Consider the following 26,993-nt stretch of genomic DNA (forward strand, 5'->3'; position numbering starts at 1 on the left):
GCTTACAGGGCTGGTGTTCATCGTCCGGTCCGACACAAGATGCTTTTTCAGGTAAGAAAGAGCGGAAGATTGGTAACGAATCGGGAAGTTTCCTGCGTGGAGACGGGATGATTCGTTCGTCGGTGTTTCAAAAAGGTGCGCGGTATTTATCGTGCGCCTTTTTGGTGCTCTAGTTCAGCAGGTCCTGCAGCGTCGCCAGACTGTCGGCTTCGGCGACCGGCTTGTCCTGCCGCCAGCGCAGCATGCGCGGAAAACGCACCGCGATGCCGCTCTTGTGGCGCTTCGACAGCGCGATACCTTCAAAGCCGAGCTCGAACACCAGCGTCGGGGTGACGCTGCTGACCGGCCCGAATTTCTCCACCGTCGTCTTGCGAACGATGGCGTCGACCTTGCGCATTTCTTCATCGGTCAGCCCCGAGTAGGCTTTGGCGAACGGCACCAGGGTGCGTTCACTGGCGTCGGGCGGGCCGTCCCACACTGCAAAGGTGTAGTCGCTGTACAGGCTGGCGCGTCGTCCGTGACCGCGTTGCGCGTAAATCAGCACGGCGTCGACACTGAACGGATCGATTTTCCATTTCCACCACACCCCCATGTCTTTGGTGCGACCGACCCCATACAACGAGTCGCGAGCCTTGAGCATCATGCCCTCGACGCCCAGGCTGCGAGAGGCCTCGCGCTGGGTGGCCAGATCGAGCCAATCCTTCCCGCTGAGCACCGGGGAGGGCATCAGCACCTCGCTCTGGCAGGTTTCGATCAGCGCTTCCAGTTGCGCACGGCGCTCATGTTGCGGGCGACTGCGCCAGTCATCGCCTTGCCACTCCAGCAGGTCATAGGCGAGCACCACGACCGGAACGTCGGCAAGAATCTTTTTGCCGAGGGTCTTTCGGCCTATGCGCTGTTGCAGCAGGGCGAACGGTTGAACCGAGGGCGCAGCCGCAGGCGCATCGCTGTTCAAGGCAAACTCCGCATCGGCATCGGGGGTCGCATCGGGGGCTTTCCAGACCACGATTTCGCCATCGATCACCGTGCCGTCCGGCAGGCACTGCACCAGGCTGTGCAACTCTGGAAAACGGTCGGTCACCAGTTCCTCGCCGCGCGACCAGATCCACAAGCGCCCGTCACGTTTGACCAGTTGCGCGCGAATACCGTCCCACTTCCATTCCACCTGCCAGTTCTGCGCCGGACCGAGCAACTCCTCGAACTGATCGGCGGGCTGTTGCAGCGAGTGGGCGAGAAAAAACGGGTAGGGCTGCCCGCCGCGTTGCGCGTGCTCATCTTCGGATTCAGGCGCGATCAGCTTCAAATAGCGTGCGGCGCTGGGCCGGTGCGACAGGTCGGTGTAGCCCACCAGTCGTTGTGCGACACGCTTGCTGTCGATGTCTGCCAGCGCTGCCAGCGCACGGGTGACCAGCAGCTTGGACACGCCGACGCGGAAGCTGCCGGTGATCAGCTTGATACAGACCATCAGGCTGCTGCGGTCCAGCTGCGACCAGAACAGCGGCAACCGCTCGGCGAGTTCTTCAGGCGGCAGGCCGCGCAATGGCAACAGCTTGTCTTCCATCCAGGTGGCCAGACCTTCGTCATTACTGTGGTCGGCCTGGGGCAGTAACAGCGACAGGGTTTCCGCCAGGTCGCCGACCGCCTGATAGCTTTCTTCGAACAGCCATTCCGGCAGATTTGCCAGGGTCATTGCCTGCTCGCGCAGCACACGAGTAGGCACCAGTTGCCGTGGACGTCCGCCTGACAGAAAGTACACCGCCCAGGCGGCGTCCTCTGCAACCGCCTTTTCGAAGTAGTCGCGCATGGCGGCAAGTTTGGCGTTGCTTGACGTAGTCGCGTCCAGTTGTGCGTAGAGTTCAGCGAAAGCTTTCATGACTGAGCCTCACCCGTGCCTGCCGCCTCGGGTTCGCTGGTTGCCGGGTTGCTGTCTTCTTCATCGCCGTATTCGGTGCTGAAGCCTTGCGCATCCAGGCCCAGTTCACGCAGGTAGCGCACCAGTATGCCGACCGAACCGTGGGTCACCATGACGCGTTCGGCGCCGGTCTGTTCGACAGCCCATAGCAGGCCCGGCCAGTCGGCGTGATCGGACAGCACAAAACCACGATCCACACCGCGCCGGCGTCGTGTGCCGCGCAGCATCATCCAGCCGCTGGCAAACGCATCGCTGTATTCCCCGAAGCGCTTCATCCAGCTGCTGCCGCCTGCCGAAGGCGGGGCGAGAATCAACGCCTGGCGCAGTGCGGGATCGGTCTTTTTGAAATCGCCAGCGTATTGGGTTTCGGGGATGTAGATGCCGCCCTCGCGATACACACGGTTCAGCGGTTCAACGGCGCCGTGGACCAGAATCGGCCCGATCTGCGCATCGATGCCATGCAGAATGCGCTGGGCCTTGCCGAACGAATAGGCGAACAACACGCTGGCCTTGCCCTGGGCTGCATTGGCACGCCACCACTGGTTGATGCCTTCGAAGATCTGCGCCTGCGGTGCCCAGCGATAGATCGGCAGGCCGAAGGTCGATTCGGTGATAAAGGTATGACAGCGCACCGGTTCGAAGGCCGCACACGTGCCGTCCGGCTCGACTTTGTAATCGCCGGAAGCAACCCAGACCTCGCCTTGGTACTCCAGTCGCACTTGCGCCGACCCCAACACATGCCCGGCCGGATGCAGGCTGAGTTTCACGCCGTGATGGGTGATGGTTTCGCCGTATTCCAGGGTCTGCAGATTAATGTCCTGCCCGAGGCGCGAACGCAGAATGCCCTCGCCACTGGCCGCCGACAGGTAATGCTCGTTGCCGGTACGGGCGTGGTCGCCATGCGCGTGAGTGATGACTGCCCGTTCGACAGGACGCCATGGATCGATGTAGAAATCACCGGGTGGGCAGTACAAACCTTCGGGGCGTGCAACGACAAGATCCATGGGGCAACCGTATGGATGGGCTTGTTAGCTATGAGCCGGTAAGGATCTGGAAGTTCGGGGAGTTTGCGTGAGGGCTGCGGAGCGTGAGGTGCGATAAATGTCCAAAAGAACACTATCGTGCATAAAAGCGCTTTTTTGTCGCGATGGCACAGACGACGCCGAGTGCGACGTAAGTGACAGGGCGAAGGAACCCGACGAAGTCGGGCCGGAAACCGGAGCGAAAGGCGTAGGCTACTTTGGCCTCATCAAAGTAACTCGCCGAGGGGCGAAAAGGTGACTTGAGTCGAGCCTAAATCCACCTGACACCACAGAACCGCTGTGTGACGCGGAGCGTCACGAAAGGCATTACCACGCTGGAGCGTGGGAACGATAGGTGTCCTGGAGAACACCCTCGTGCCCATGCTCACTTTCGGCGCTTACTTGCCCGGCGTCAGCGTCAGGCGCTGTTTGCCGTAGCCCTTTTCGTAGTTCTGTTGTTGCACCGGAATCGACTGGTACTGGCCTTTCTGCCACGGCTCGATGCTGTTGGCGTAATACGGGCTGGCCGGGTTGCCGGATTGGCCGGTACTGATCAGGCCGGTCATCGGTTCGACCAGGCTGAAGTCGACAATCATGCGCAGACCGGGTGCCATGCGGGCGTCGAAGCCCTTGCCCCACTCGAAGCCGGACACGTTCAGCGTCGTGTGATCACCCCCCGCTGCTGTGGCGCCACGGTTGAACTCGCCGCCACCCAACTGTTTGGCCAGCGGGCTGGTCGAGGCCCAGTTGTCGCGGTGCAGTTTGCCCCATTGCCAGGCCTTGTGATCGCTGCCCAACAGGCTGTCGCCGCTGGTGATGGCGGCCGCCAGACTGCGCGCAAGGATGGTCGGTTTATCTTCCTTCTGCGCGGTTTTGACGTCATCCCAAAATGGACTGTCATCGCGACCCAGCAAGTGGTCGGCCTGTGGCGAGTAGGATGAACTGGCGTTGGCCACCAGTGCCTGCCAGGCAGAGCTGGTTTCCGGGCCCAACTCATCAAGGAAAATCTGCTTGGCACTTTCCTGCAGAAACAGCTCGTACAGCGCCGCATCAGCCGAAGTCGCACTGAGCTTGCCATCGAACGCCATCAGGCGCGTGAGCGCTTCGCGGGCCTTGTTGCGCTCAGCTTCGGGCAGAGCATCAATGGCCTGTTTGAGCGGCTTGCTCATGCCCGGCGCCTGGAACATGGTCTTGAGCTTGGCGGCGAACGTCGTGGTCTGGTCGTATTGCATGGCGATGGTGCTGCGCAGGTCCTGCTTGCCGCCGTTGGCGAGTTCGGCAATCCGCTCGGCGCGCTCCGGGTAGCCCCACGAGTTGGAGAGCTGCATGCCGTAGCCTTTCGGAATCGTGCGCTGGTTGGCCGCTGCAAGCCAGCCCTGGCGCGGATCCTGATCATAGGGGTGGAGCATCGAGTCGGCGAAGCCGTCCCAATCGTACTTGCCATCCCAACCCGGCGAAGGCAGCAGGCCCTGGCCTTCACGGCGGTTCGGGAAGCGGCCGGTGACCTGCCAGCCAATGTTCGAGGCGTCGGCAAAGATCATGTTCAGGGTGATCGCCCGGATCTCGCGGCTGGTATCGAAGGCTTTCTCGACGTTAGGCGCACGGGACAGGTCGAAGAACGCATCCAGGCTCTTGTCGTCCTTGAAGTTCGGAACCTGCAGCGCCAGGCTCAAACCGTTGCCGGGCGGGGTTGCAGAGGCGTTGAGCAGCGCGCCGTGGCGGGTTTCGTACACGGTTTCACGCAGCGGGCTGCCGCCCTTGACCAGAAAGGTTTCCTGATGAGCCGCCGCTGGCAGCCATTTGCCGTCAGCCATATAGGAGACGCGGTTGCCTTCGCGCTTGATCTTCTCCAGAAACAGGTCCTGGTTGTCGCCCTTGACGTTGCTCATGCTCCACGCCAGTTTGCCGTTGAAACCGCTGAGCACCAGCGGCATACCGGCGATGGTGACACCGGACACCTGGTATTTCGGTGCGCGGATCTGCACGAAGCTCCAGGCAGAATTGAGCCCGGCAGGCAGCTGCATGTCACTGGCCAGCAGGCTCTTGCCGTTTCGGCTGCGTTGTGGCGCGATGGCCCAGTTGCTGGAGGCCGCGACGCCGAGCATGTTCAGGTCCGAGAGCTGCAGGGCGATCCTGTTCAGATCGCTCAGGCCAGTGACCTGATTGTTCAGGTTCAGGCCCTTGAGCTTGTCGGCTTCGGCAAATGGCAATTCTTCGTCAGGGTAGGTTGGCAGCAGCCAGGCGAGCTTGTCCGCGCTGACTTTCTGCGCCAGAACCAGCGCCGACAGCTCTTCCTGCAGGTTGACCGACAGGCTGAAGTTGAGCAGGCTGAAGATCAGCGCCGAGTCTTCCGGCTTCCAGTATTCCGGCTTATAGCCCGAACTGGCGATATCGGCAGGCAGCTTGTCGCGATAACGGAACAGGTAGGCGTTCACGCCGCGCGCATAGACATCGAAGAAGCGTTTCAAGCGTGGCGATGCGGCGTTGTACAGGTCGCTGGCATTCTGCTTGAGGTTGACCGAGCGCATCAGGCGGTCGACGTCCAGCGCATCTGCGCCGGCCATTTCCGACAAACGGCCCTGCGCCAGCAGGCGCATGCCGAGCATCTGACCGATTCGATCACCGGCATGGACGTAGCCGAGCGTGAACAGCGCATCGTGGTAGCTGCTGCTTTCTATCAGCGGCATACCCATCGTGTTGCGGCGCACCGAAACGTTCTGCGCCAGCCCTTTGAGCGGGAACGTCCCGGAAACAGGCAGCACGGTCTCGGGATCGCCGCCGCCCAACTGGCAGCCGGCAAGGCTCAGGAAGCTCGCCGCAGCGGCGGCAGCGCCGAATCGGGGTAGAAAATGACGAAGGGCTGGCGAGGCCATGGGCAAGCTCCTGGAGGGGTAACGTACAAAAGCCGCTACGTTAGAGAGCAGGCAAGCCGCACGCAAGCGGCACTGACTAGTTTATTTCAGGATTTTGCATAGGCTGACCAGACGCCTTTAGTTCGCAACGCTCTGCGCTACATGGCAGCCAGTGGCTACATGCCTTAGGTCCCTAACTGAAGGCATGCAGCACACTCAAATGAAAACGGCCTGCAATGCAGGCCGTCGTCAGAATGCTCCGCGCCTTACGCGCCGTGGCATTTCTTGAATTTCTTGTCGCTGCCGCATGGGCAGGGATCGTTACGACCGACATCCTTGAGGGTATTGCGCACTGGCTCCTGATGGGCGTGACCGCAGTTCGGACCGTGTACATGGCCGTGCTGGTGGTCGTGGTGATCGTGATCATGGTCGCAATCGGGGCCATGCACATGGGCTTGCTGGTTCATCGGTTTTACTCCGCAATTAAAACTGGCGCGCATTATCCCGCAAATCATGGCAAAGCAGTATCGCCATATCAGGATTCGCATAGCATCGATTTTTAAGTATGCTTAGTTTTAGTCGAGCGTTTTTCAGCGTTCTTTATTCCATGTGCAGAGCCAACTCCATGACCCGACAGGAACGCATCGCCAGGGCAATCGCCGCCAGTGGCCTGAAGAAAGGTGAGATTGCCGCACTTTGCGGCGTGGCCAACTCTGCCGTCACCCAGTGGATCAGCGGAGAAAGCAAGAGCCTGAGGCCGGAAAACCTTTACGCACTGGCTCGTGCCACGGGCTTTCGTGCCGAGTGGCTGGCGATTGGCGAGGGGCCGGAAAAGGCGCCTGCCTTCGACGCCAACGTTGCGCTGATCGATCAGCCGAAAATGTCCTTCCGTTATCCGGTGATCAGCTGGGTCTCGGCAGGCTCGTGGGAAGAGGCGGTTCAGCCTTACCCCGACGGTTTTTCCGACCGCTATGAAATCTCCGACTACGACTCCAAGGGGCCGGCGTTCTGGCTGGAGGTCAAGGGCGATTCGATGACCGCACCCACCGGCGTCAGCGTGCCGGAAGGGATGCTGATTCTGGTGGACACGGAGGCCGACGTGCAGCCTGGCAGGCTGGTCATCGCCAAGCTGCCCGCCAGCAACGAGGCGACGTTCAAGAAGTTGGTCGAGGATGGTGGCACACGCTACCTGAAGCCCTTGAACCCGGCGTACAAAATGATCGAGTGCGGTGCCGACTGTCGCATTATCGGCGTGGCCGTGAGGATGACCGGCAGGCTGTAAGCCTTGCGTGGCAGGGCGTGCGGGCATTTTTGTCAAAGATGCTCGGCAGGACACGTCCTACGAAATGCTTGCGAGGTTCATGCAGCTGGAATACTGTATTTGTATACAGTTATGCCTCGGAGGCTATCATGGCTGGCAGTGATAATGGATCGACAGGCAGGTCTTCCTACGAACAGATCGGCAAGCGCATTCAACGGCTGGTCTCCGCGCCGAATGTTCAAAAGACCCAGTGGGTCATCGTCGTCCGTCGTGATGATGAGCCCTTGGACAGCTGGAACGTGGTGCTGCAGGAAATCGAAGAGACCGAAGGCATCGAGATTGACCGTCAGCCAGACGGTTCGATAAGGATCGGCTGGCAGCGCTACATCGACAATTGACCTCAAGCCTCTGATGCTCGCCCGGTAGCGCGGTGGGTTGATGGCATATGTTTGCCTGTTTTTTTAAGCATGCTTAATTTTCTGATTTTTGAACGGTGCCGACGCCGCAGCAATTCCCGGCAGGTCCCCCAATGTCTGAATTTTTCTGTGTTCGTGAACGGCTGTATTTCTTGAACGGAGTCAGAAGCGATGGATATCTTGAATGGTTTGGCAGACCGAGGCGAATGGCTGGTAGCCGGTCTGGTGGGTGCGATCATTTCTGGCTGGTGGCATAAGGCAGGTCTGCTTGACTGGCGTGCCTGGCTGGTTTTTCTGGTGACCGGTGTGGCTTGTGCTGTGTTTCTCACCGGCATTGCCAGTGATTACCTTGGCGTGGCAGACCCGCGCAACACCACGGGCGTGGGGTTTCTGCTGGGATCGTTCGGCGGTGCGCTGATCAGTGCCGTCAATCGGGCATTGTGGGCTGCGGACATCTGGAAGTTTCTTCTGGAACTGATCAAGGGCAAGCTGGGCGGATAGCCGGAATGATCATCGGCGCTGGATCAGGTCGTGCGGCAGCACATCGCCTGATGTGCCGATGCGGACGTTGTGCCTGAATACGATGCCGGTCTTGAGCTTGCCGTCCAGCCGATAATGGATCAGCTCATCAGGCTTTTTCAGCAGTTGAGCGATGTACCGTGCGTAGCGCCAGAGGTTGGTGCGAATCGGCACCACAAAGGTTTTGCGGCTATTACCGTCGACGACAAACCAGTCGCTGAACGTGTCATCGACGAGGACCACGTCATTGAGTGTGATCTTGTACTTCAGGCCACGCACCAGCAAGCTGTCTTCGTTGGGGTTTTCAACTTCGAAGTACAGCTTGAAATCCTGCTGTGTCAGCCTTGCCTTGACCACCTGGACCTTCAGCAAATGCACTTCCGGTTCCTGAGTGCGGTCAAAACTCAGGAGTGAGCATCCGCCGAGCCCGAACAGGATCAACGCAAGGCTTATGATTCTTGTAATGTGCGCCTGAAAAAACATGGATGTGCTCCCTTTGACGCCTGAGTCTACCAACTCGACGTTCAACGGCAACGCGCTTATTGCGCTGTATCACGCTACGCCATACTTTTACTGACGTGCATATCGGTGTCTTCTTCCATGAATCTCTACGAAATTGTCTTCAGCGCTGAACTCGTCGCCGGAGCACAACCCGAGAAGGTAAGGGCTAACCTTGGCAAGCTGTTCAATGCGGATGCTGAACGTCTGGACCTCCTGTTCTCGGGGCGCCGACTGGTTCTGAAAAACAATCTCGACGCCGCAACCGCGGAAAAATACCGCGCCACCCTGGAGCGCGCAGGTGCTCTGGTGCGTGTGCTGGAAATGAATACGCCACCGCCCATGGAAGAAGTCGAACTGGCGCCGCCGCCCGACGCACCGACCTGGTTGCGCAAGACCTCGGTCAGTCCGGGGCGTTTGCAGATCAAACCGCGCGACGCTTACATGGCGGCTTTTGTGGACGTCGATGCGCCGGACTACTCGGTTGCAGAAGCGGGCGTCGAGTTGCTGCCCGGCAAGCCTCAGCCTGTTGCGCCGCTGCTGGATCTCTCGCGTTTGAGCCTGGCCCCGGTGGGCAGCCACATGGGACAGGTGGAAAAGGCCGAGTCGCAGGAGGCGCCCGATACGTCGCATCTGAACATCATCCCGGAGTGATGCTGCGAGCCCGCTGAATCCTGAAACGGAATTATTTTCAATCAGCCCTGTTACTTTCGAGCGTTCGTCCGGCTAACAGGCATTGAGAAGTATTCCATCAGGAGTTGCCCGATGTCCCGTTCGTTAGACACCCTTCTGCGTCCCAGTCTGCTGGCCGTGGCGATCGCCCTGTGCACGCCTCTGACCAGCCCGCTGTCGATGGCGGCGCAGCAGGCCAGCGTGGTTGCCTATGATCTGCCCGCAGGCCCGATGGCGACCACGCTGAATCGGATCTCCAGCCAGGGTGGTCTGGCACTGAGTCTTGACCCGGCGTTGGTCGCCGGCAAAACCAGCTCGGCGGTGAAAGGCAATTTCGATGCGGCGACGGCCTTGCGCGAGGCCCTGCGTGGCAGCGGTCTGCAACTGGTGCAGAGCAGCGCTGGCACCTACACGCTGATGGTCATGGAACAGAACGCCTTGAACCTGTCGGACGTCAACATCAAAGCCAATAGCACGCCCCTCGAAGGTTCGGAAGCAGCGGGTTATCGCAGCGAGACCGTCAGCAGCGTCGGCGCGCTGGGTGGCATGAGGCTGCAGGACACGCCTTATTCCATCAGCGTCACGCCTCAGGCATTGCTGAAAAACATCCAGGCCACCTCGCTGGACGATGTCATCAAGCACAACCCGTTCACCCAGATGTACTCGCCGACCAGCGCCGGCTACGCCAGTGCCGTCAACATTCGCGGTTTCAGCAGCGCGGGCAGCCTGAACATCGCCAATGATGGGCTGCGTTTCACCAACGGTGCCGACGGCAGCAACTACATGGAAGAGATGGAACAGCTGGAAGTCATTACCGGGCTGACCGGCTTTCTGTATGGTCCGGCCTCGCCGGGCGGGCTGGTCAATTACGTGCTCAAGCGCCCGACCTATCAACGCTACAACAGCGTCACCCTGGGCAATGCCGGGGGTGAGAATTACTACCTGCACGGTGATTTCGGCGGGCCGATCGACAGCGAGGGCAAATTCGCCTATCGCCTCAATGTGCTGACCCAGGATGGCGAAACGGCCGTCGATCTGAACAAGCGGCGTCGCGAGATGATTTCCCTGGCGCTGGACTGGAACGTGTCCGACGACCTGCTGGTGCAGTTCGACGCCTCGCACAAGAAGACCGAGATTCGCGGCCTGACCAGCTACTGGTATTTCGGTGACCAGTCCCTGCGTCCCAGCGCGGCATCACTGGACAACGACAAGCTCTACAGCCAGAAGTGGTCGTTTTCCGATTATGAGTCCGACAAGGCCGGTGTTCGCGCCAAATGGCGCTTGAACGATACGTTCACCTTGCGCGCAGCCTTCGCTGCCCAGCAGTACACCTCGGAGAACACCTACACCGGGCCGACGGTCTACAGCGCGGGCCTTTACTCGCAGCCGCTGTATGCCTTCGCCCCGATTGAAACCGAAGAAAAGACCGGCTCGTTGTTTCTCGATGCGGCGTTCGATACCGGTTTCATCGGTCACAAGGTCACCGTGGGCTATCAAGGCAATACCTCGCGCCAGAAACAGTACGAGGATCACATCCCGTACACGCCCGATCAGCCAGGCCCGCAATACACCTCGCCGGTGGGCACAATACCGCTGGACCAGACGCCTCAGGTCGGTAAACCGTCGTACTCGATCGGGCATGGCGACCAGCGCCTGGCCAACAGTTCGGAAAGCAACAATGTCCTGATCGGTGACGTCATCACCTTCAACGAACAATGGTCAACGATCCTGGGGGTGACCAACACGCAGATCAAAACCTACGCCAACGAGTTCGTCTATGCCAAGGCGTTCGGCTCGGCGGAAACCGAGACGAAATACAATGAAAGCAAGACCTCGCCAAACATCTCACTGGTCTATAAACCACTGCCGTGGCTGACCACCTATGCGACGTATATAGAAGGCCTGCAATCGGGTGGCGTCGCGCCTAGCGGTACGCTCAATGCCGGCCAGGCGTTTGCGCCTGAAATCAGCGAGCAATACGAAATTGGTGCCAAGGCGACGCTGGGCGAAACCCTGCTGACCCTGGCGCTGTTCAACATCGAAAAGCCCAACGGCTACACCACGGGTGGCAACATTTACGTGGTTGACGGACGTCAGGAAAACAACGGCCTGGAATTCAGCGTCACCGGCAAGGTCATTCCGGAACTGACTGTGGTTGGCGGCTTCACCTTACTGGACCCGAAAATCAAGAAAACCGGCGTCGCCGCGGATGAAGGCAACGTGCCGACCAACGTCGCCAAACAACTGGCCAAGGTCTATGCCGAGTACGACATCAACCCGGTACCAGGCCTGGCCATGACAGGCGGGGCGTTCTACACCGGCAAGCAATACACCGACCAAAGCAACGAAAACGACCTGCCGTCCTTCACCACCTTCGACGCCGGAGCCCGCTACCGCCTGCGCCTCTCAGAAAACGACCTGACCCTGCGCGTCAACGTCAGCAACCTGACCAACAAGGAATACTGGCTCAACAGCAGCTACCTGGGCGACCCACGCACCGTCGCGTTCTCGGCGCAATTGGAGTTTTAAGGTGAGCCCAATCCACCTGATAAGGCAGACCGCTGTGTGACGTAGAGCGTCACGAACTGCATTCCCACGCGGAGCGTGGGAACGATGGTCAACCGCAGAGTTCTCGACGCTCAAGCAAAGAGACGCAACTCAGTCCACATAAGCCGAGCAGCACTTCTTGAACTTCTGCTCACTGCCACACGGACACGCATCATTACGCCCAGCCCTCAACGGCACGGTAGAGTCGATAAAATACCAGCGCCCCTGATTCTGCACGAACGACGAACGCTCCTTATGACTGTGCTCACCATTGCCGTCATGCCAGCGAGCGGTAAAGGTCACGAACGCATGCTCCGGCTTACCGCCGAACACCTCCGAGCTTTCCACCTCCAGCCCCAGCCAAGTGCTCTGCGCACTCCACTGCGCGATAGCCTCACGGTCCAGCCCGTCTTGCTGCACCGGCAAAGTGGTCTGTACCAGATAGTCGGTCAGCCCCAACACATAGGCGCTATAACGCGAGCGCATCAGCTTTTCCGCGCCGGGTGCAGGCTGACCTGCGTGATAGCGACCGCAGCAGGCCAGCAACAGATCGCCGCTGCCGCAAGGGCAAATGGCACTACTCATAGGTCACCACCAATACTTCCCAAAATTCTCCGGGTTGGCCCAGTACTTCGCGTTCAGCCAGTCGGGCACCTGTTTGTACTCACGCAAGTCGTACGTAAACAGGTTCAGTACCTGCTCGTTGCGGGCGAAGCGTTCGCTGGACTGCAGCGCCAGCGAGAAAAAATCCGTCTCCTGCCAGCCGCAGGCCTGCAAATCGGCGAGCACCGCGATGCGGCTGGCGTTGAGGTTGCGGATGCCACCCAACAGTTCCAGGCCGGTACGCTTGGGGATGTGCTCAAGGCAATCGACCACCAGCGCCAGATCGAAACGTTGCGCAGCCAGATGGGCAGGCAGCGCACCGGGTTCGGCCAGCGCGACCTCGGTCTGCGGATGGGCCTCCTGAAAGGCCTGCAACGCCGGGAACGCCTGAGCGCCGATCAACAGCAGGCGCTGCGGCGCATAGCGATCGAGCAAGGCAGCCAGCGCTTGTTGGGGCGTACGGTTCGAGTAGCCGACGGTCATTGAAAGTCCTCTGGTTGGCTGACAAGACTAGCCTGCCCGGCGAGGTCTGGAAAGCGTCGTTCACGGGCCTTCAGGTGCAGCGACTGGTTCATTAAGCCATTTGGCAGATACTTAGATTATAAAGTTACTTGCAAGCTGTTTTAAGAGGTATTAGGATCCCCGGCACAAATTGGATCCCAAGAGTGACTGCATGGACGCGACGCCTAAACACCCCCAATGTAACTCAATTGTATTTTCTGCGATGCCTTGATAAAGGCGTGGCACTCACTGTGTGTCCGGCGGGCATGCAGAATATTCTGACCACGGGCTATTAGGCGTGCGGCGTTCATTATGATGAACCGCTTTTCTGTGCGCGTTGAATACGCAAAGCAATGATATTGCCCGGGTCATTCGGGTGCGTGCCGGTGCAGCTATTAAAAACGCTGGTTGTTCAGCTGCCGCATCTGGCAATAGGCTGGGGCGCCTGTTTGACGTCATTTTTTGTTTTACGCAATCGCTGTTTGACCACTCGATCAGCTTTTGCTCTCGGTTCAGGCCGTCGGTCATTTGTTTTGTTGTGATACGGATAACACGGTTCAGCATGGCGCTGAACATTAAATGTCATTAAGCCATTAATGATTAACATGGAGAGAAGCAAACGATGATATCCACCGCTGAGATGCTAAAGACGCTTGAAAGCACCGTTGACGCCTGCCTGGAAGCAGAATTCAAAAAAGACACTGTCATGGGCGAGTTCCATAAAGGCGACTGGTTCAATGAGTCTTATTACAAGCGTCATATCCTGGAGTGCGTGATCCGCATTCACATGAACAACGAACTGGACGCACGGGCTGTACAGGTTGCGGCGGTCGATAACATTTCCGCGGCCAAACAATTGTCCTACTATTTGTATGATGAGTTCGGCCACGACGAAATGTTCGGTCAGGACCTCGCTACGTACGGCTATTCCCCTTCCGATATTCAGGCGCAGTTCGCCTTTCCGGAAACCTGGAAACTCATGGGTTACCTGAACTTCTGCGTCAGCAAGTTCGGGCCATTGTCCTCGATCACCTGGGACTGGTTCCTCGAATACTACGGCGACAAGTACAGCTCGTTCATCACTCAGAAGGCCAGCGCCAGCATGGGCCAGCCAGCGGTCAGCGGAGCGGCTTCGCACGTGGCTTTCGACGAAGCCGAGGACCACAGCGGCATGATGAACAACATGCTGGCGTCGGTTATCAAGGACGAGAAGGATCTGCAAAAGGCTGTCGTTCATATCAAGGCATTCGTGCCGATGGTCGGTGAGTACTTCCAGGCCCTGCGTGCAGCAACGCTTTAATACACCTTACTCAAGGTCGGTGTAATGGCAATCTACAGTGTTCGTATTGGAGACCAGACTTACACCGCCGAGAGTCAGCACCCCCTTACCGATGCCCTTTCTCATGAAGCGTTGGTAAGGGGGTGTCTCAAAGGGGTGTGCAGAGTGTGCAAGTGCACACTTGTTTCGGGTCGCGTTCTGGAACAGGGAAAAGTCGTTGCCTTGAATGAAGCCTTTTTGCCATGCGTCAGTCGTGCTGAAACGGATATTGATATCCGCGTTGCGATCAGCACTTTTCATAAGGCCAGGCTGAAAAGCAAACGGATTCTGTCCGGGCAAATCATGGAAGTCGTGCTTGAGGTCAAAAAGGTTTTTTATAACGCCAAGTCGGTCATCAGCTTGAAATACCCCGAGGGTTCAGCGGTACGAAGTTATTCCGTGGTCACCTTGGGTGGCAAGGATTACGACAGCCTGACCTGCCATGTGAAGTTGCGTGAGGGTGGCCTGTTCTCGGGCTTATTGGTGCAGTGGCCAATTGGCGAACCGTTGGAGTATTCAATTGCAAGTCCTGCCTTGCCGGTCTATGAACAGTCCCTGAGTCGTTTGAATGTCGTGAGCGGTGGAAGTGGAATGGGGGCGGCACTGAGCCGTGCGCAGGAACTGGTGGCGAAGTACGGAATTAGTGAAGTTGCCATTTACGCCGTCAATCGTGCAGGCCTAAGCGATTATCACGCGGGGTGTATAGAGGTCTTCCGCAAGACGGTTGGATGCGACGTTCAGGTCACCAACTTTCCATTTTCCGAATGGACCCACCCTGACTTCGCCATTGGCGAACACTTGATGAACGACACGCTCACCATCGGCGTCGGGTCGGATGGGGTGATCGGCAAGTTAAAGAACCTTCCCTTGTGTGAACTTGAAAGTTTTGGATAGTCGGAGACTGAGCCATGTCCATCGTTGTCATTGATCCTGTTTCATCCGGCATTAACTATATCAATGCGGCGCAGCAACTGGGCGTCGATGTCTATGTGTTTTCCTGTGACGGTGGCGAGCAGGAGCTCAACGCTGAGTTGCGGGCCAAGGTGCGTCAGGTCATCAAGATCGACACCGGTGATTTCGATGCACAGCTAGAGAAAATCAATGAGTTGGGAAACATCCGCGCCGTTCTTCCCGGTGTGGAGTACGCCGTGCCCATGGCCGCGCGCCTGGGGGCAGCGTCAGGCACAACGCATCTGCACGACAGTGCAGTACAGAAAGTGCGCAACAAATTCAATTTCCGCAGTCGGCTGACTGACGCGGGGCTGAGCACTATCGGCTTTTTCCTTCTGGATGCCCACGCCCCGGTATCGGTGCCGGAGGGCTTCAGCTTTCCGGCGGTGGTCAAGCCGATCGATATGGCGGGCAGCATCGGTGTGCGCAAGCTCTACAGCCATGAAGAGTTGATCGAAGCGGTGGAGACATTCCGTCAATCATTGCCCGACGACATCGGCTTTACTGCCAGTGGCCGGCTGATTGTCGAAGCGTACATTCCCGGCACGGAATACAGTGTCGAAGGCATCGTGCGCAGCGATGGCAGCGTCACCCTTGCGTCCATCACGGAAAAACTGCTCGGCTCGGAGCCGTACTTCGTCGAAGTCGGTCACATTGTGGGCCAGGGCTATGACGAAGGGTTTCGCAAGGTGCTGACCGAATACTCGCTGGCGGTGCTTGAGGCCATAAAGCTCAACGTCGGGCCGTTCCATCTGGAGTTGCGTGTAACGCCACAAGGCCAGCCGGTGGCGGTTGAACTGGCGGCCCGCCTTCCAGGCGACAATATCGTCGAGTTGATCAGGCGTGCCAGCGGCATTGACCTGGCCAAAGAGACGCTGTGTGAGTACCTGGACATCGACAGTCGCACCGTGCCATGTGCGAACGGCGTCAGTGCCATCGCCTTCATTCCGCGAGGCGAAAAGAGCGAATTTACCGAACTGCAGGGGCTCTCCGACATTTTCGACAGTCCGTATTACCTCTCGCATCAGGTGTATTACCGGGCCGGAGATGCTCTGGGCTCCGATCAGGACTGGACCTCAAGAATTGGCTACGTCATGTTCGGCGGCGCCGACGAGGCGCTTGTAAGAAGCCTCGTCGGGCGGGTACACACAGAGGTTGGAATCGTATGAAGCATGTCCTGATCATCAACCGCTATGACGACGAGCTTTCGGACTACCGCAACTACATCGATCACTCGCAGGTCGATGTCTCCTACATATCACTGGCAGGGCACTCGCGACTGATTGATCCGCAGGTCAGCGCCAATGTGGTCGAAGTCAGCGTACTGGACGCCGATCTGATACTTCATGAAGCGCGGGCCATTCATCGTCGTCAGCCCGTCGATTTCGTGATCGCCTTTTCGGAATACGATCTGGATGCCGCTGCGCTGGTGCGTACCGAATTCAACATACCCGGTGCCAAGGTCGCCGATAACCTGCTGTGCCGTAACAAGGCGAGCATGAAGGAAGCCTTGACCGGTTCTTCGGTTCGTTATCCTCAGTACCGGAATGTAGCGTCGCGCAGCGGCGTCGAAGCCTTCTGTCGCGAGCACGGCTTTCCGGTCATCCTGAAACCCCAGGTGGGCGCCGCCTCGGACGGCGTGGTGAAGATCGAACGCCTGGAAGACATACCCGACCTGCCGGATTTCAATGGCTACGAAGTCGAAGAATATATAGAAGGCGATATTTATCATGTCGACGCGATACTGGCGGCCGACAGCATGCCGTACTTCAAGGTGTCCAAGTACCTGAACACCTGCCTGGACTTTCGCAACGGCCTGCCGCTCGGCTCGGTCACAGTCGATGACCGGGCATTCATCGCGCGGGTTCGCGCGTTCACCGAAGAAGTCTGCCTGCGTCTCAACCTGCACAACCAGGCCATTCACCTGGAAATCATCGAGCGTCGTGGCGAGCTGGTGTTTCTGGAGATCGGCGGTCGCGTCGGTGGCGGCGAGATTCCGTTTGTCGCGTTGCGCAGCGAGGGGATCGACCTGTATGAGCTCTGGACCCGCGCCGCGCTCGAAGTGGCCATCGCTCCGCTAGACACCCGAATCACCGGTTTTCTGATGATGCCCAATCCGTTCCCCGGCGGGTTCACCTTCGATCCGCAGATGGAGCTCTCCCATCCGCTGCTGACGTATAGCAGCGTGCAGTCTCAGGGCGATTCAAGTGCGTTCAGCTACGAGGATATCCCCGCCAGACTGCACTTCGCCGCCGACAGCCAGGCTGCGATAGAGCAGGCCATTGTGCAGTGCATGAATATTTTGCAGACGTCGATTCGCGCAACCTGATTTCTGGAACCCTGGATGAAAGTGCTCCTGCAGCTTCCCTCTGTCGTGCAGCCTGTTTCCATGTCGGTATTCATGGAATCGCAGCAGCCGTATTCGCTTCGGCAGGCAGATGCCGATGTCATGGCTATGGCCAGTTCGTTCAATGCAGCGGGTTTCCCGACCGTCTTCCTGTCCGATGCGCTGTTCAGTGAGGACGGTCCGCATGTCGCCATCGAGGATATGCGGCGGTTGGCAAGGCATGCATTGCGCTTTGCCGACAACGTCGAACACGGGCGCCAGCAGCTTGCTCACCAGCAATTGTTCCGCTGCAGTCGGCAGGAGTTGGCCGAGATCATCATCAACCAGCCCGAGCTACGGCTGCATGACGATGACGAGTTGGGCCGGATCAGTCCGGACGCTACCTACGAGAGTTACCGGATTCAACCGCTGTACGGACTTCTGTTTCCGCGGGACCACTTCATGAACGTAGGTGGACAGCCGGTTTTCGGGCGTCTGAAGCGTCAGGACAGGGCGCGTGAGGTTGATGTGGTGAAGCAGGTGGTCGCTGCACATGGTCACGTTCCCGTCGAACTCGATCAGGTGCTCGAGGGCGGCGACTATCTGGAAAATGAACGCGTATCCGTGATCAACATCGGCTTTCGTACCGAGCTTCCAGTGCTGGAGTTCTTGCTGGCTTCAAACCTGCTCAAGGGTGAAGTTGTGCTGGCGGTGCAGGACGTATGGCGCAATCCGGAACAGTTTCACCTGGATCACTACGCCTGCCTGCTGCGCAGCGCCCTGCTGGTCGACGCGAAAAGAGCGGACGCAGCCGACCGATCCCTGGTCAACGTTTATCGGCGCGTGTCATCGGGCTGGCAACTGACTGACAAGGACCTGACGCTTCGCCAGGCAGCACAGGTCGCGGGTATCGGGCTGATACCGCTGGACGAAGAAATGATGGCTGCATGGTGCGCAAATGCATTGTCATTGGGCAACCATGTCTGGATCGATCAGAACGCACCGGTGCGCCTGCTTGATCAGTTGGCTGAGCATGACTGTCATGTTCATCTGATCGCCTGTACAGAGCATCAAAAGCAGTTCGGCGGCATTCATTGCGCCACTCAACTCCTATAACTTCGAGGGACCGTCATGAAGCTGGGTAATAAGGCGTTTCTGCCCGTTCTGGCACTGATCATAAGTACCATCGGTGTGGCCTCCGCCATTGCGTTCGTCAAACTCAGTGAAGTGGATGCCACGTCTACCCTGATGCTGCGAATGTTCATGGCGGGCGGTATGGCCTCTGCGCTGGCTGCCTGGCCAGCAGGTAAAAACACTGAGACCGGGACCGTCGGTACGGCGCGCAGCCGGCGGGCGATGCTCTGGTTGCTGGTGCTGTCGGGCGTGGTGTCGTGTGTGGATCTGCTGTCCAATCACTGGGCGGTCAAGCTGACCAGCATGGCCAACACGTCGGTCCTGATGAACCTGTCCCCGGTGTTCGTGGCGCTGCTGTCCTATCTGTTCATGAAGGAAAAAATCGGCGTCTATCAAGTGTTGGCGCTGGCCCTGAGTATCGGCGGGGCGTGTCTGCTGGTGTTTGACGGCAGTGCCAGCGTGGCATTTTCCAGTCAGAGCGTGACCGGCGACCTGCTGGCCCTCAACTCGGCGCTTTTCTATGCGATCTACCTGATCATGATCAAGTCGTTGCGCGACTGCTTCACGTCTCGCAAGATTATTATCTGGAACAGCTTTACCTGTGCAGTGCTGTTACTGCCCATCGCTTTGCTCACCAGTCCGAAGGTTCTGCCGGACACCGTGTACGGCTGGGTGGTCATTGCGTTGCTCGCGCTGATCAGCCAGCTTCTCGGCCATGGCCTGATGGCATATGCACTCAGGCACGTCGATGTGGTACTGGCCTCTGTTTCTGCACTGGCCCGTCCGGTGGTGGCGATTTTGATCGGTTTCTTCTTTTTCGATGAGCAGCTCACGTTCGTGCAATGGGTTGGCGTTGCTGCAGTATTGGCAGGTGTCTGGTGGTACAAGCGCCCGGTGCCGGTGGTACGTCCAGTCGTCCAGGCCAAGACTCCCAGCGAGGCCTGACAGGCTCGATACACATCAGAGGTCCTGCAAAAAGCCCTGCATCCTTTGTGACAGGGCTTTTTGGTGTCCGCTATCCTTGATTGCAGTATTGCCGAACACAAACATTGTTTTGCGTCGAGATCATTGCGGATCTTTTTCAACACACCGCTGGCATATTCGGCGTACAGCACGTCTACTGTGCGGCGACGAAAAGCATGCGAAGACTGCAATTTCGTAATGGATCATGACAAGGGGTGGGCAGGCAATGAAGGTGTTTTGGGGGCTGGGAAAGATATTGATGCTGGGCTTCTGGCTGGTGGTGCTGGTCAACGCGGCGATTGAGGCGCCCAGCCCGTTTGGCGTGATGATCGACATGGCAGGCGCGGTGCTGTTGTTGACTCATTTGCTGGAGCTGATTCTGTTCAACGGCAGCCTGCGCGGTCGCCGGCATCCGTGGCGCGACCGGGGCAAAATCATTCTTTTCGGCATCTTTCACGTTCAATCCATCGGCCGTTCGGTCAGGGGGCACACTCATGCGTAAGCTCGTTCTGCTGGCGGCACTGTTCAGCCCTCTGGCCATGGCCCAGGCAATTATCGTTGCGCCACACTCGCTGATGCGTCTGCCTGGCAACAGCAGCGTTCTGCAGGTCGAGCGCCTTGAAGTGGCCGACTACGGCACTCTGCTGATCCCGGCCGGGATCGATGATGTGAAGATTGGCGAGCTGGTGCTGGGGCACGAAGCGCGAATCGCCATCGTCCCTGGTGTGCAGGCGTTCAATATGGTCGTGCTGCACGGTGAGTTCGGCACCGGCAGCCAGATCACCGCACGGGGCGCGCCGGGTACTTTCGAGAAACCGGCACGGCCAGGGCGCAACCTGACCCTGCGCCTGCAGAGCCTGAATGCCGAAGAACTGTCGATTGACGCCCGTGGTGGCGCAGGCAGCCCAGGCTATGCCGGGCTGGACGGCGGCACGGGCGAAGACCCGGGCTGTACCTGGGGCCAGGCCGGGCGTGGTTACAACGGCGACAGCGGCGGTAATGGTCACGATGGCGCTGCGGGCGCACAGGTGCGTCTTGAACTGCCACAGAGCTATCCGGCCGAGCGCATCAAGGTGAATGTCGCGGGTGGTGCGGCGGGCAAGGGGGGCGAGGGCGGCAAGGCAGGCAAGGGCGGTGCGTCCAAAGGCTGTATCGTCTACCGCGCTGAAGGCGGCAAGGCTGGCAGACAGGGTGAGCCCGGTCTGCCAGGTGCTCCGGGACCGGCAGGCGCGTTGATCCTGCAACGTCTGTAATCTGCGAGAGCCTGTCCGGATCAGGTGCAAGGCCATGATCCGGACAGTCGCGACCCGCTTCACATCACATTATTGCGGTACGCCTTTCTCCCAATTCTTCCAGTCGCCGACAATCGCCTGCACCAGCGGGTTGCCGGTGCGGTAGAGGTTTTCCAGCGCCGGGACGAAGGCACCCTGATCGGCGTACTTGAGCAGGTTGTCCACCTCGCTGTAACCCGGATACGGACGATCGAAGTCGGAACCCGCGCGCACGACAGCCAGGCGATTGACATCGACCTTGCCGGCCTTGCTCGCTCGCAACAGAGCCTCGTAGGTGGAGTTATCCTCCTGCTGGGTGGTGCAATACACGCCCTTGCCGTCGGTCAGCAGCTTGGTCCAGACTTCCGCACGCTCGCTCAGACGCGTGCCGGAAAACCAGGTATTGCCTGCCAGCGTGTCGCACTGCGTGACCTGCGGCGGCTGGTTGGCAGGCGCATAAGGGTATTTGACGCGCCAGGCTGCTGATTCCTTGCTCTCGCTGAGGATCACTTTGTGCGACAGGGCAAACGCCTTGGCCTGCAGCTTGGGGTTGAGCTCGAAGACTTCGGTCTTGTAATCCAGTGGCGGCTTCTCGTTCGGACCCTTGGTGTTGATGCCCAGATAACCGGTCGGCCATTCCTTGGGCACATCGCGGGAGTCGATTTCCCACTGCGTGCCGAATTCCACCAGATAATGTGCCCAGGCCGTGGTGCCGAGTGTGCCGTGGTGCGGGTTGATGCCGGCAATGCCCGCGACGATGAAGTAAGTCTTGCGCAGGTCGAATTGCGGCGACAGGGCCAGGGCCAGAGTCGATGCTGCGGCATTGGTCTGACCCATGCCGGTGACCAGCAGGCAGACGTCCTGATCATTGCAGCGGATGGCCGGGTACTCGGCGGCAAGGCCGGGCACCTGGATCTCCTTGGTCAGATGCAGCCGGTCGATCCAGTTCTGTGCTTCGGGCGCAAACATGGCGACCAGCATGACCTTGGGCGTGACCGGTGCCACCGGCGCGGTAGCCGCCCAGACAGCCGGGCTAAGCAGTGCCAGCGTGGCGCAGAGGGTATTGCGAGTTGTGTGTTTCATGAAAACTCCTGTCGTCATAATCAGGTTCAGAACTGGTAACCCACGCCTGCGTAATAGCCCCAGCCGTCGGAGCGCGCGCGGAAGTTGCCATCGCCGAAGTTCAGCTCGCTGCCGTCCTGCCAGTTGCCGCCGTTGTGGAAGTAGCGGCCAACCAGGGTGAAGCGCAGATGCGTGAAGGCGTAAAGCAGCACATTGGTGGCGACCGTGGAGTTGCCGGTGCGTGCCGGATCGTTTTTGAGGTCCGAGCCGAAATCGAAGTTGGTGAAGCCGATATAGGTCAGCGAGGCGCCGTTGTCGAACGTGCTGATCGGTACGATGTATTTGAGCTGGGCGCGATAGCCGTCCCACGAATATTCGTTGCTGGCACCGTAGTTCTCCCACTGGTAGCGGCCATAGAAGTTGGCCGACAGATTGACCCGCGAGTGGGTATCGATGTCAGTGCCCAGGCCGCTGTACAGGGTGTTGGCCCGGTTCGCCGTATTGCTGCCGTGGTCATAGATCCAGTCGAAGGCGACGTACCATTCCTTGAACGGACCAATGGCCAGACTGCGCCCGGCGAGGTAGTCGATCGAGACGCGTGGCTCGTGCTCCATGAACAGCGGCGAGCCATGGTCCCAGACGCCTTTGTCATTATCATTGCCGATGCCGAGAATCTTCGGTACGTCGACATAGCCATACAGCTCGAACGGCCCTTTGCGGCCGAAGTATTCGTACTCCAGGTAGATGTCATCGTTAGGCTTGGGGCCGAAGCTGATGTCCTTGCTGCCGATCAGCGTCAGGTCCTGGTTGAACCAGTCTGAAAAATACGCGCCTTTACCTTCCTTGGGCGAGGCAGGTGGGCTGAGTGCTTCGCCCTGCGCCGAGTCTTCGGTAGCGGCGGGCTGTGCCAGCGCGCTGGTGCATGGCAGCGCCGCAGCGGCGGCGAACAGCAGAGGCATGAGAAGTCTTGAGGGCGTTGCGGGTCGAGTGAACGGCGGCTGTGGCATTGAAGCTCCTTTTCGTGGGCGCGTACTGCTGATCGCAAACGTTTGCACAGCCCATGCCAAACTGTTTCAAGATGTTGAATGCCTTGGATATCAGGCGCAGAAGATGACCGATCGGGCAGGAAAACGCCCGCAAGCTGTGCGCGGTGTCACCGCCAGTGCCCCGCGATGTTCCGTTTTACCTCAAAGGCCCGGACGAGCAGCGGCGAGCATGACCACGGCCAAACCGATAATCAGATTGATGCCGACCAGGCGGCGGATATGGCCCAATGCCGCGGCGCCCTCGGCCCACTGTTCGGCTTCCACGGCACGACGCAGCTCCGGCAGTTGCAATGACTGGATACGCAAAAACAGCGCAACCATGACCACGTACAGGCCCATCATGATCTGCACATAACGCGGCGCGGTTTCAAAGCCGGTGAAGTTGAGCTGAATCATGCCGATGCCGGTGATCGGCAGCAGCACCACCGCAGCCCAGACCCAGGCGAAGAAGCGCGGAAACACCTGGACCCACACTTTCAGGCGAGAAGGGCCTTCAAGTGCTGCAATGACTGCTGGGCGCAACACCATCCAGGCGAAAAACATCCCGCCAACCCACACCAGGGCAGCCAGCAGATGCAATGTATAGACAGTAGAAAAAGCGGTCATCGGACACTCCGTTCTGCGCGGATGGATTTAGCGCGCTATGATAGCGCCCACTCAGAACTACTGAAAATTTATCCAGCCTTTTTAGCCGTGCCCCCGAACCGAAGCCAATGATCAGTACCGAACTCAAAACCCAGATCCAGGGCGCTTACTCGCGTTTCCTCGAAGCCAAAAGCCTCAAGCCGCGCTATGGCCAGCGATTGATGATCGCTGAAGTCGCCAAGGTGCTGGGGGACATTGACACCGATGAAGAGGGCCGTCGTTCGGGCGATCCTGCGGTAGTGGCCGTCGAGGCCGGGACGGGTACCGGCAAGACCGTGGCCTATGCCATCGCCTCGATTCCCACTGCCAAGGCGGCAGGCAAGCGGCTGGTAATCGCCACCGCGACCGTCGCCCTGCAGGAACAGATCGTCTACAAGGACCTGCCGGACCTGATGCGCAACAGCGGTCTGAATTTTACCTTCGCCCTGGCCAAGGGGCGCGGGCGTTACATGTGCCTGTCCAAGCTCGACGCATTGCTGCAGGAAAGTGACGCGACCAACGCGACCGCGCAGCTGTTCGAGGAAGAAGGCTTCAAGATCGAGGTCGATGAGGCCAGTCAGAAGCTTTTCACCAGCATGTTGCAGAAGCTGGCGGGCAACAAGTGGGACGGCGATCGCGACAGCTGGCCGCAGGAACTCGCCGATCAGGACTGGGCGCGTCTGACCACCGATCACAGCCAGTGCACCAACCGGCACTGCCCCAACTTTCAGCAGTGCGCCTTCTACAAGGCGCGGGAAGGCATGGGCAAGGTCGATGTGATCGTCACCAACCACGACATGGTACTGGCTGACCTGGCACTCGGCGGCGGTGCAGTGCTGCCGGACCCGCGTGACACCTTGTATGTCTTCGACGAGGGTCATCACCTGCCGGACAAGGCCATCGGCCACTTTGCCCATTACACCCGTTTGAAATCGACCGCCGACTGGCTGGAACAGACCGCCAAGAACCTCGCCAAGCTGCTCGCCCAGCATCCGCTGCCCGGCGATCTGGGCAAGCTGATCGAGCAGGTGCCGGAGCTGGCCCGCGAGATCAAGGGCCATCAGCAGTTCATGTTCGGTGCCTGCGAGCAACTGGCGGATTTCCGCGCCGGTGAAGACATGCAGGGCCGCGAGCGTCCACGTCACCGCTTTGTCGGCGGCGTGATTCCCGAGCACATCCGCGAGATGGGCATCGAGCTCAAGAAGGGCTTTGCGCGCCTCGACGACCTGTTCACGCGCCTGACCGAGCTGCTCAAGGAAGGCATGGACGGTGAGGTCAACATCGGCATCGCCAGCCATCAGGCCGAAGAATGGTATCCGCTGTTCGGCAGCCTGCTGGCCCGCGCGCACGGCAACTGGGAATTATGGACAGCCTTCACCGCCGAAGACCCGGAAGACAGCCCGCCAATGGCGCGCTGGCTGACCCTGGCCGACAGCGGTGCAATGTTCGATATCGAGGTCAATGCCAGCCCGATCCTGGCGGCGGAAATGCTGCGTCGCAACTTGTGGAACATCGCCTACGGGGCGCTGGTTACCTCGGCGACCCTGACCGCGTTGGGCAAATTCGACCGCTATCGCATGCGTGCCGGCCTGCCCAAGGGGGCGGTGACCGCCGTGGTGCCAAGCCCGTTCCATCACGCCGATGCCGGTGTGCTGCGCGTGCCGGACCTCAAGGCCGACCCGCGTGACTCGGTGGCCCACACCGCAGCGATCATTCGCGACCTGCCGGGTCTGGTGGAAGGTTCGCGAGGCACGCTGGTGCTGTATTCGTCGCGCAAGCAAATGCAGGATGTCTTCGACGGCCTGGACCGTGACTGGCGCAAGCAGGTGTTCATTCAGGGCAATCTGTCCAAGCAGGAAACCCTCAACAAGCACAAGGCACGCGTCGACAGCGGCGAGTCCAGCGTACTGTTCGGGCTGGCCAGCTTTGCCGAGGGTGTGGATTTGCCCGGCGCCTACTGCGAACACGTGGTCATCGCCAAGATCCCGTTCGCGGTGCCGGATGACCCGGTCGAGGCCGCGCTGGCCGAGTGGATCGAAGCGCGTGGTGGCAACCCGTTCATGGAGATCGCCGTGCCGGATGCCTCGTTGCGTCTGGTACAGGCCTGTGGCCGCTTGCTGCGTACCGAAGAGGACCGCGGCACCATCACGCTGCTGGACCGACGCGTGGTCACCCAGCGCTATGGCAAGGCGATTCTCAATGCGCTGCCACCGTTCCGCCGGGAAATAACCTGAGCCAAAGATGAAGAGCGTTTCACATCTGTTCCCAAAGCGCTCGATCGCTGAAACAATACGCGCCATTTAGCCTGTCGCCAGGCTCATGTTGCCAGTCAGGAGTCAGCCGTTGCAGATCCAGGGTCATTACGAACTTCAATTCGAAGCAGTACGTGAAGCCTTTGCGGCGCTCTTTGACGACCCGCAGGAGCGTGGTGCTGCCTTGTGCATTCAGGTCGGCGGCCAGACCGTCATCGATCTGTGGGCGGGCACTGCCGACAAGGACGGTGCCGAGGCTTGGCACACCGACACCATTCTCAACCTGTTCTCCTGCACCAAGACCTTCACCAGCGTGGCGGTTCTGCAACTGGTCGAAGAGGGCAAGTTGAAGCTGGATGAACCCGTGGCCAGGCTCTGGCCCGAATTCGCCGCGGCGGGCAAGGCCTCCATCACCCTGCGCCAATTGCTCTGCCATCAGGCCGGCCTGCCCGCGTTGCGTGAGCCGTTGCCTGCCGAAGCGCTTTACCAGTGGGACATCATGACCGCCGCCCTGGCCGCCGAAGAACCCTGGTGGACACCGGGTCAGGGGCATGGTTATGCAGCGATCACCTATGGCTGGCTGGTGGGCGAGATGCTGCGCCGCGCCGATGGTCGAGGTCCCGGTGAATCCATTGCTGCGCGTATCGCCCGCCCGCTGGGGCTGGATTTTCATGTGGGCCTGGCGGATGACCAGTTTCATCGCGTGGCCCACATCGCGCGTGGCAAAGGCAATGCCGGTGACGACGCTGCCCAGCGCGTGCTTCAGGCGACGATGCGCGAACCGGCTTCGATCACAGCCAAGGCGTTCACCAACCCGCCGTCGATCATGACCAGCACCAACAAGCCGGAGTGGCGCCGCATGCAGCAGCCAGCGGCCAACGGTCACGGCAATGCGCGCAGTCTTGCCGGTTTCTATAACGGTCTGCTCGATGGCAGCCTGCTTGAAGCAGACATGCTCAATGAGCTGACCCGTGAACACAGCCTCGGTCAGGACAAGACATTACTGACCTCGACCCGTCTGGGACTGGGGTGCATGCTCGATCAGCCGGGCGTTGCCAACGCGACTTACGGCCTGGGGCCAAAGGCCTTTGGCCATCCGGGGGCGGGCGGCTCGGTGGGCTTCGCCGATCCTGATGGCGAGGTTGCCTTTGGCTTCGTTACCAACACCTTGGGGCCGTACATTCTGATGGACCCACGCGCTCAGAAACTGGTCGGGGTTCTGCGTGAGTGTTTGCAGTAAGTA

Annotated in this window: 26 protein-coding genes; 15 read left to right on the forward strand and 11 right to left on the reverse strand. The window is 59.4% G+C overall.

Annotated features, from left to right (window positions below):
* Positions 1-169 precede the first annotated feature (169 nt).
* The 4 genes from LCH65_RS03575 to LCH65_RS03590 form a co-directional block, all read right to left on the reverse strand.
* Positions 170-1,873 carry an ATP-dependent DNA ligase gene (locus LCH65_RS03575; RefSeq protein ID WP_226439153.1) on the reverse strand — a complete coding sequence of 568 codons (1,704 nt, stop codon included), beginning with the start codon at positions 1,871-1,873 and terminating at the stop codon, positions 170-172.
* The gene (locus LCH65_RS03580; protein ID WP_010436866.1) at positions 1,870-2,916 is read right to left on the reverse strand and encodes a ligase-associated DNA damage response exonuclease; all 1,047 of its coding nucleotides are present in this window, start codon (positions 2,914-2,916) and stop codon (positions 1,870-1,872) included. Before LCH65_RS03580 ends, LCH65_RS03575 begins: the two co-directional genes overlap by 4 nt.
* A gap of 416 nt (positions 2,917-3,332) precedes the next feature.
* A complete protein-coding gene (locus LCH65_RS03585) occupies positions 3,333-5,807 on the reverse strand; it encodes a penicillin acylase family protein (RefSeq protein WP_226439154.1) in 2,475 nt (824 codons plus the stop codon).
* A gap of 245 nt (positions 5,808-6,052) precedes the next feature.
* Positions 6,053-6,253, reverse strand: a complete 201-nt coding sequence (locus LCH65_RS03590) for an SEC-C metal-binding domain-containing protein (protein ID WP_003431196.1) — start codon at positions 6,251-6,253, stop codon at positions 6,053-6,055.
* 158 nt (positions 6,254-6,411) lie between these two features.
* Between LCH65_RS03590 and LCH65_RS03595 the strand changes: the two genes are divergently transcribed.
* The 3 genes from LCH65_RS03595 (at position 6,412) to LCH65_RS03605 (ending at position 7,964) form a co-directional block, all read left to right on the forward strand.
* Entirely contained in the window at positions 6,412-7,068 is a 657-nt protein-coding gene (locus LCH65_RS03595; RefSeq protein WP_003431195.1) for an XRE family transcriptional regulator, read from the forward strand.
* A gap of 128 nt (positions 7,069-7,196) precedes the next feature.
* Positions 7,197-7,445: a DUF1654 domain-containing protein gene (locus tag LCH65_RS03600; RefSeq protein WP_096105354.1), complete on the forward strand. Its 249-nt coding sequence runs from the start codon at positions 7,197-7,199 to the stop codon at positions 7,443-7,445.
* A gap of 189 nt (positions 7,446-7,634) precedes the next feature.
* Positions 7,635-7,964 carry a hypothetical protein gene (locus tag LCH65_RS03605; RefSeq protein WP_003314406.1) on the forward strand — a complete coding sequence of 110 codons (330 nt, stop codon included), beginning with the start codon at positions 7,635-7,637 and terminating at the stop codon, positions 7,962-7,964.
* Positions 7,965-7,973: 9 nt separating this feature from the next.
* Here the strand turns inward: LCH65_RS03605 and LCH65_RS03610 are convergent, their stop codons facing one another.
* Positions 7,974-8,465 carry an LEA type 2 family protein gene (locus LCH65_RS03610; protein WP_122266552.1) on the reverse strand — a complete coding sequence of 164 codons (492 nt, stop codon included), beginning with the start codon at positions 8,463-8,465 and terminating at the stop codon, positions 7,974-7,976.
* A 117-nt stretch (positions 8,466-8,582) separates the two neighbouring features.
* Between LCH65_RS03610 and LCH65_RS03615 the strand changes: the two genes are divergently transcribed.
* Complete coding sequence (locus LCH65_RS03615; RefSeq protein WP_122266553.1) at positions 8,583-9,134, forward strand: hypothetical protein; 552 nt, start codon at positions 8,583-8,585, stop codon at positions 9,132-9,134.
* A 111-nt stretch (positions 9,135-9,245) separates the two neighbouring features.
* Positions 9,246-11,681, forward strand: a complete 2,436-nt coding sequence (locus LCH65_RS03620) for a TonB-dependent receptor (RefSeq protein WP_226439155.1) — start codon at positions 9,246-9,248, stop codon at positions 11,679-11,681.
* A gap of 129 nt (positions 11,682-11,810) precedes the next feature.
* Here LCH65_RS03620 and LCH65_RS03625 read toward each other — a convergent pair whose 3' ends face one another.
* The 3 genes from LCH65_RS03625 to LCH65_RS03635 all read right to left on the reverse strand — a co-directional run bounded on the left by LCH65_RS03625 (position 11,811) and on the right by LCH65_RS03635 (position 13,379).
* Positions 11,811-12,284, reverse strand: a complete 474-nt coding sequence (locus LCH65_RS03625) for a YchJ family protein (RefSeq protein WP_003431189.1) — start codon at positions 12,282-12,284, stop codon at positions 11,811-11,813.
* A 3-nt stretch (positions 12,285-12,287) separates the two neighbouring features.
* A complete protein-coding gene (locus LCH65_RS03630; RefSeq protein WP_003363541.1) occupies positions 12,288-12,785 on the reverse strand; it encodes a DUF6231 family protein in 498 nt (165 codons plus the stop codon).
* 264 nt (positions 12,786-13,049) lie between these two features.
* On the reverse strand, positions 13,050-13,379 hold the full coding sequence (locus tag LCH65_RS03635; protein ID WP_146050547.1) for a hypothetical protein: 330 nt from the start codon (positions 13,377-13,379) through the stop codon (positions 13,050-13,052).
* 46 nt (positions 13,380-13,425) lie between these two features.
* On the opposite strand from LCH65_RS03635, the gene LCH65_RS03640 reads away from it, so the two are divergent.
* The 8 genes from LCH65_RS03640 (at position 13,426) to LCH65_RS03675 (ending at position 20,748) form a co-directional block, all read left to right on the forward strand.
* Positions 13,426-14,103 carry an iron-containing redox enzyme family protein gene (locus tag LCH65_RS03640; RefSeq protein ID WP_003363540.1) on the forward strand — a complete coding sequence of 226 codons (678 nt, stop codon included), beginning with the start codon at positions 13,426-13,428 and terminating at the stop codon, positions 14,101-14,103.
* A gap of 24 nt (positions 14,104-14,127) precedes the next feature.
* Positions 14,128-15,015: a 2Fe-2S iron-sulfur cluster-binding protein gene (locus LCH65_RS03645; RefSeq protein WP_226439156.1), complete on the forward strand. Its 888-nt coding sequence runs from the start codon at positions 14,128-14,130 to the stop codon at positions 15,013-15,015.
* Positions 15,016-15,029: 14 nt separating this feature from the next.
* Complete coding sequence (locus LCH65_RS03650; protein ID WP_058397245.1) at positions 15,030-16,241, forward strand: ATP-grasp domain-containing protein; 1,212 nt, start codon at positions 15,030-15,032, stop codon at positions 16,239-16,241.
* Positions 16,238-17,401 carry an ATP-grasp domain-containing protein gene (locus tag LCH65_RS03655; RefSeq protein ID WP_096136718.1) on the forward strand — a complete coding sequence of 388 codons (1,164 nt, stop codon included), beginning with the start codon at positions 16,238-16,240 and terminating at the stop codon, positions 17,399-17,401. Before LCH65_RS03650 ends, LCH65_RS03655 begins: the two co-directional genes overlap by 4 nt.
* Positions 17,402-17,416: 15 nt before the next feature.
* Positions 17,417-18,514 carry an arginine deiminase family protein gene (locus LCH65_RS03660; RefSeq protein WP_226439157.1) on the forward strand — a complete coding sequence of 366 codons (1,098 nt, stop codon included), beginning with the start codon at positions 17,417-17,419 and terminating at the stop codon, positions 18,512-18,514.
* Between the two features lie 15 nt (positions 18,515-18,529).
* The gene (locus LCH65_RS03665) at positions 18,530-19,477 is read left to right on the forward strand and encodes an EamA family transporter (protein WP_226439158.1); all 948 of its coding nucleotides are present in this window, start codon (positions 18,530-18,532) and stop codon (positions 19,475-19,477) included.
* A 244-nt stretch (positions 19,478-19,721) separates the two neighbouring features.
* Positions 19,722-19,997: a DUF1145 domain-containing protein gene (locus LCH65_RS03670; RefSeq protein ID WP_003363526.1), complete on the forward strand. Its 276-nt coding sequence runs from the start codon at positions 19,722-19,724 to the stop codon at positions 19,995-19,997.
* The gene (locus tag LCH65_RS03675; protein WP_003363522.1) at positions 19,990-20,748 is read left to right on the forward strand and encodes a hypothetical protein; all 759 of its coding nucleotides are present in this window, start codon (positions 19,990-19,992) and stop codon (positions 20,746-20,748) included. The genes LCH65_RS03670 and LCH65_RS03675 overlap by 8 nt, the downstream gene beginning before the upstream one ends.
* Before the next feature lie 69 nt (positions 20,749-20,817).
* On the opposite strand, the gene LCH65_RS03680 is transcribed toward LCH65_RS03675, so the two are convergent.
* The 3 genes from LCH65_RS03680 to LCH65_RS03690 form a co-directional block, all read right to left on the reverse strand.
* Complete coding sequence (locus LCH65_RS03680) at positions 20,818-21,849, reverse strand: purine nucleoside permease (RefSeq protein WP_096121166.1); 1,032 nt, start codon at positions 21,847-21,849, stop codon at positions 20,818-20,820.
* 26 nt (positions 21,850-21,875) lie between these two features.
* Positions 21,876-22,835, reverse strand: coding sequence for a nucleoside-specific channel-forming protein Tsx (locus LCH65_RS03685; protein ID WP_054082128.1), 960 nt, complete (start codon positions 22,833-22,835; stop codon positions 21,876-21,878).
* A 180-nt stretch (positions 22,836-23,015) separates the two neighbouring features.
* Positions 23,016-23,480, reverse strand: coding sequence for a CopD family protein (locus LCH65_RS03690; RefSeq protein WP_003363517.1), 465 nt, complete (start codon positions 23,478-23,480; stop codon positions 23,016-23,018).
* Positions 23,481-23,587: 107 nt separating this feature from the next.
* Here LCH65_RS03690 and dinG point away from each other — a divergent pair, with 107 nt between their 5' ends.
* Both dinG and LCH65_RS03700 read left to right on the forward strand, forming a co-directional pair.
* Entirely contained in the window at positions 23,588-25,732 is a 2,145-nt protein-coding gene (gene dinG, locus LCH65_RS03695) for an ATP-dependent DNA helicase DinG (RefSeq protein WP_003402334.1), read from the forward strand.
* Positions 25,733-25,841: 109 nt separating this feature from the next.
* Positions 25,842-26,990, forward strand: a complete 1,149-nt coding sequence (locus LCH65_RS03700) for a serine hydrolase domain-containing protein (RefSeq protein WP_096105349.1) — start codon at positions 25,842-25,844, stop codon at positions 26,988-26,990.
* Positions 26,991-26,993 lie beyond the last annotated feature (3 nt).

Source organism: Pseudomonas sp. MWU16-30316, from assembly GCF_020515645.1.
GTDB classification, from domain to species: domain Bacteria; phylum Pseudomonadota; class Gammaproteobacteria; order Pseudomonadales; family Pseudomonadaceae; genus Aquipseudomonas; species Aquipseudomonas cerasi.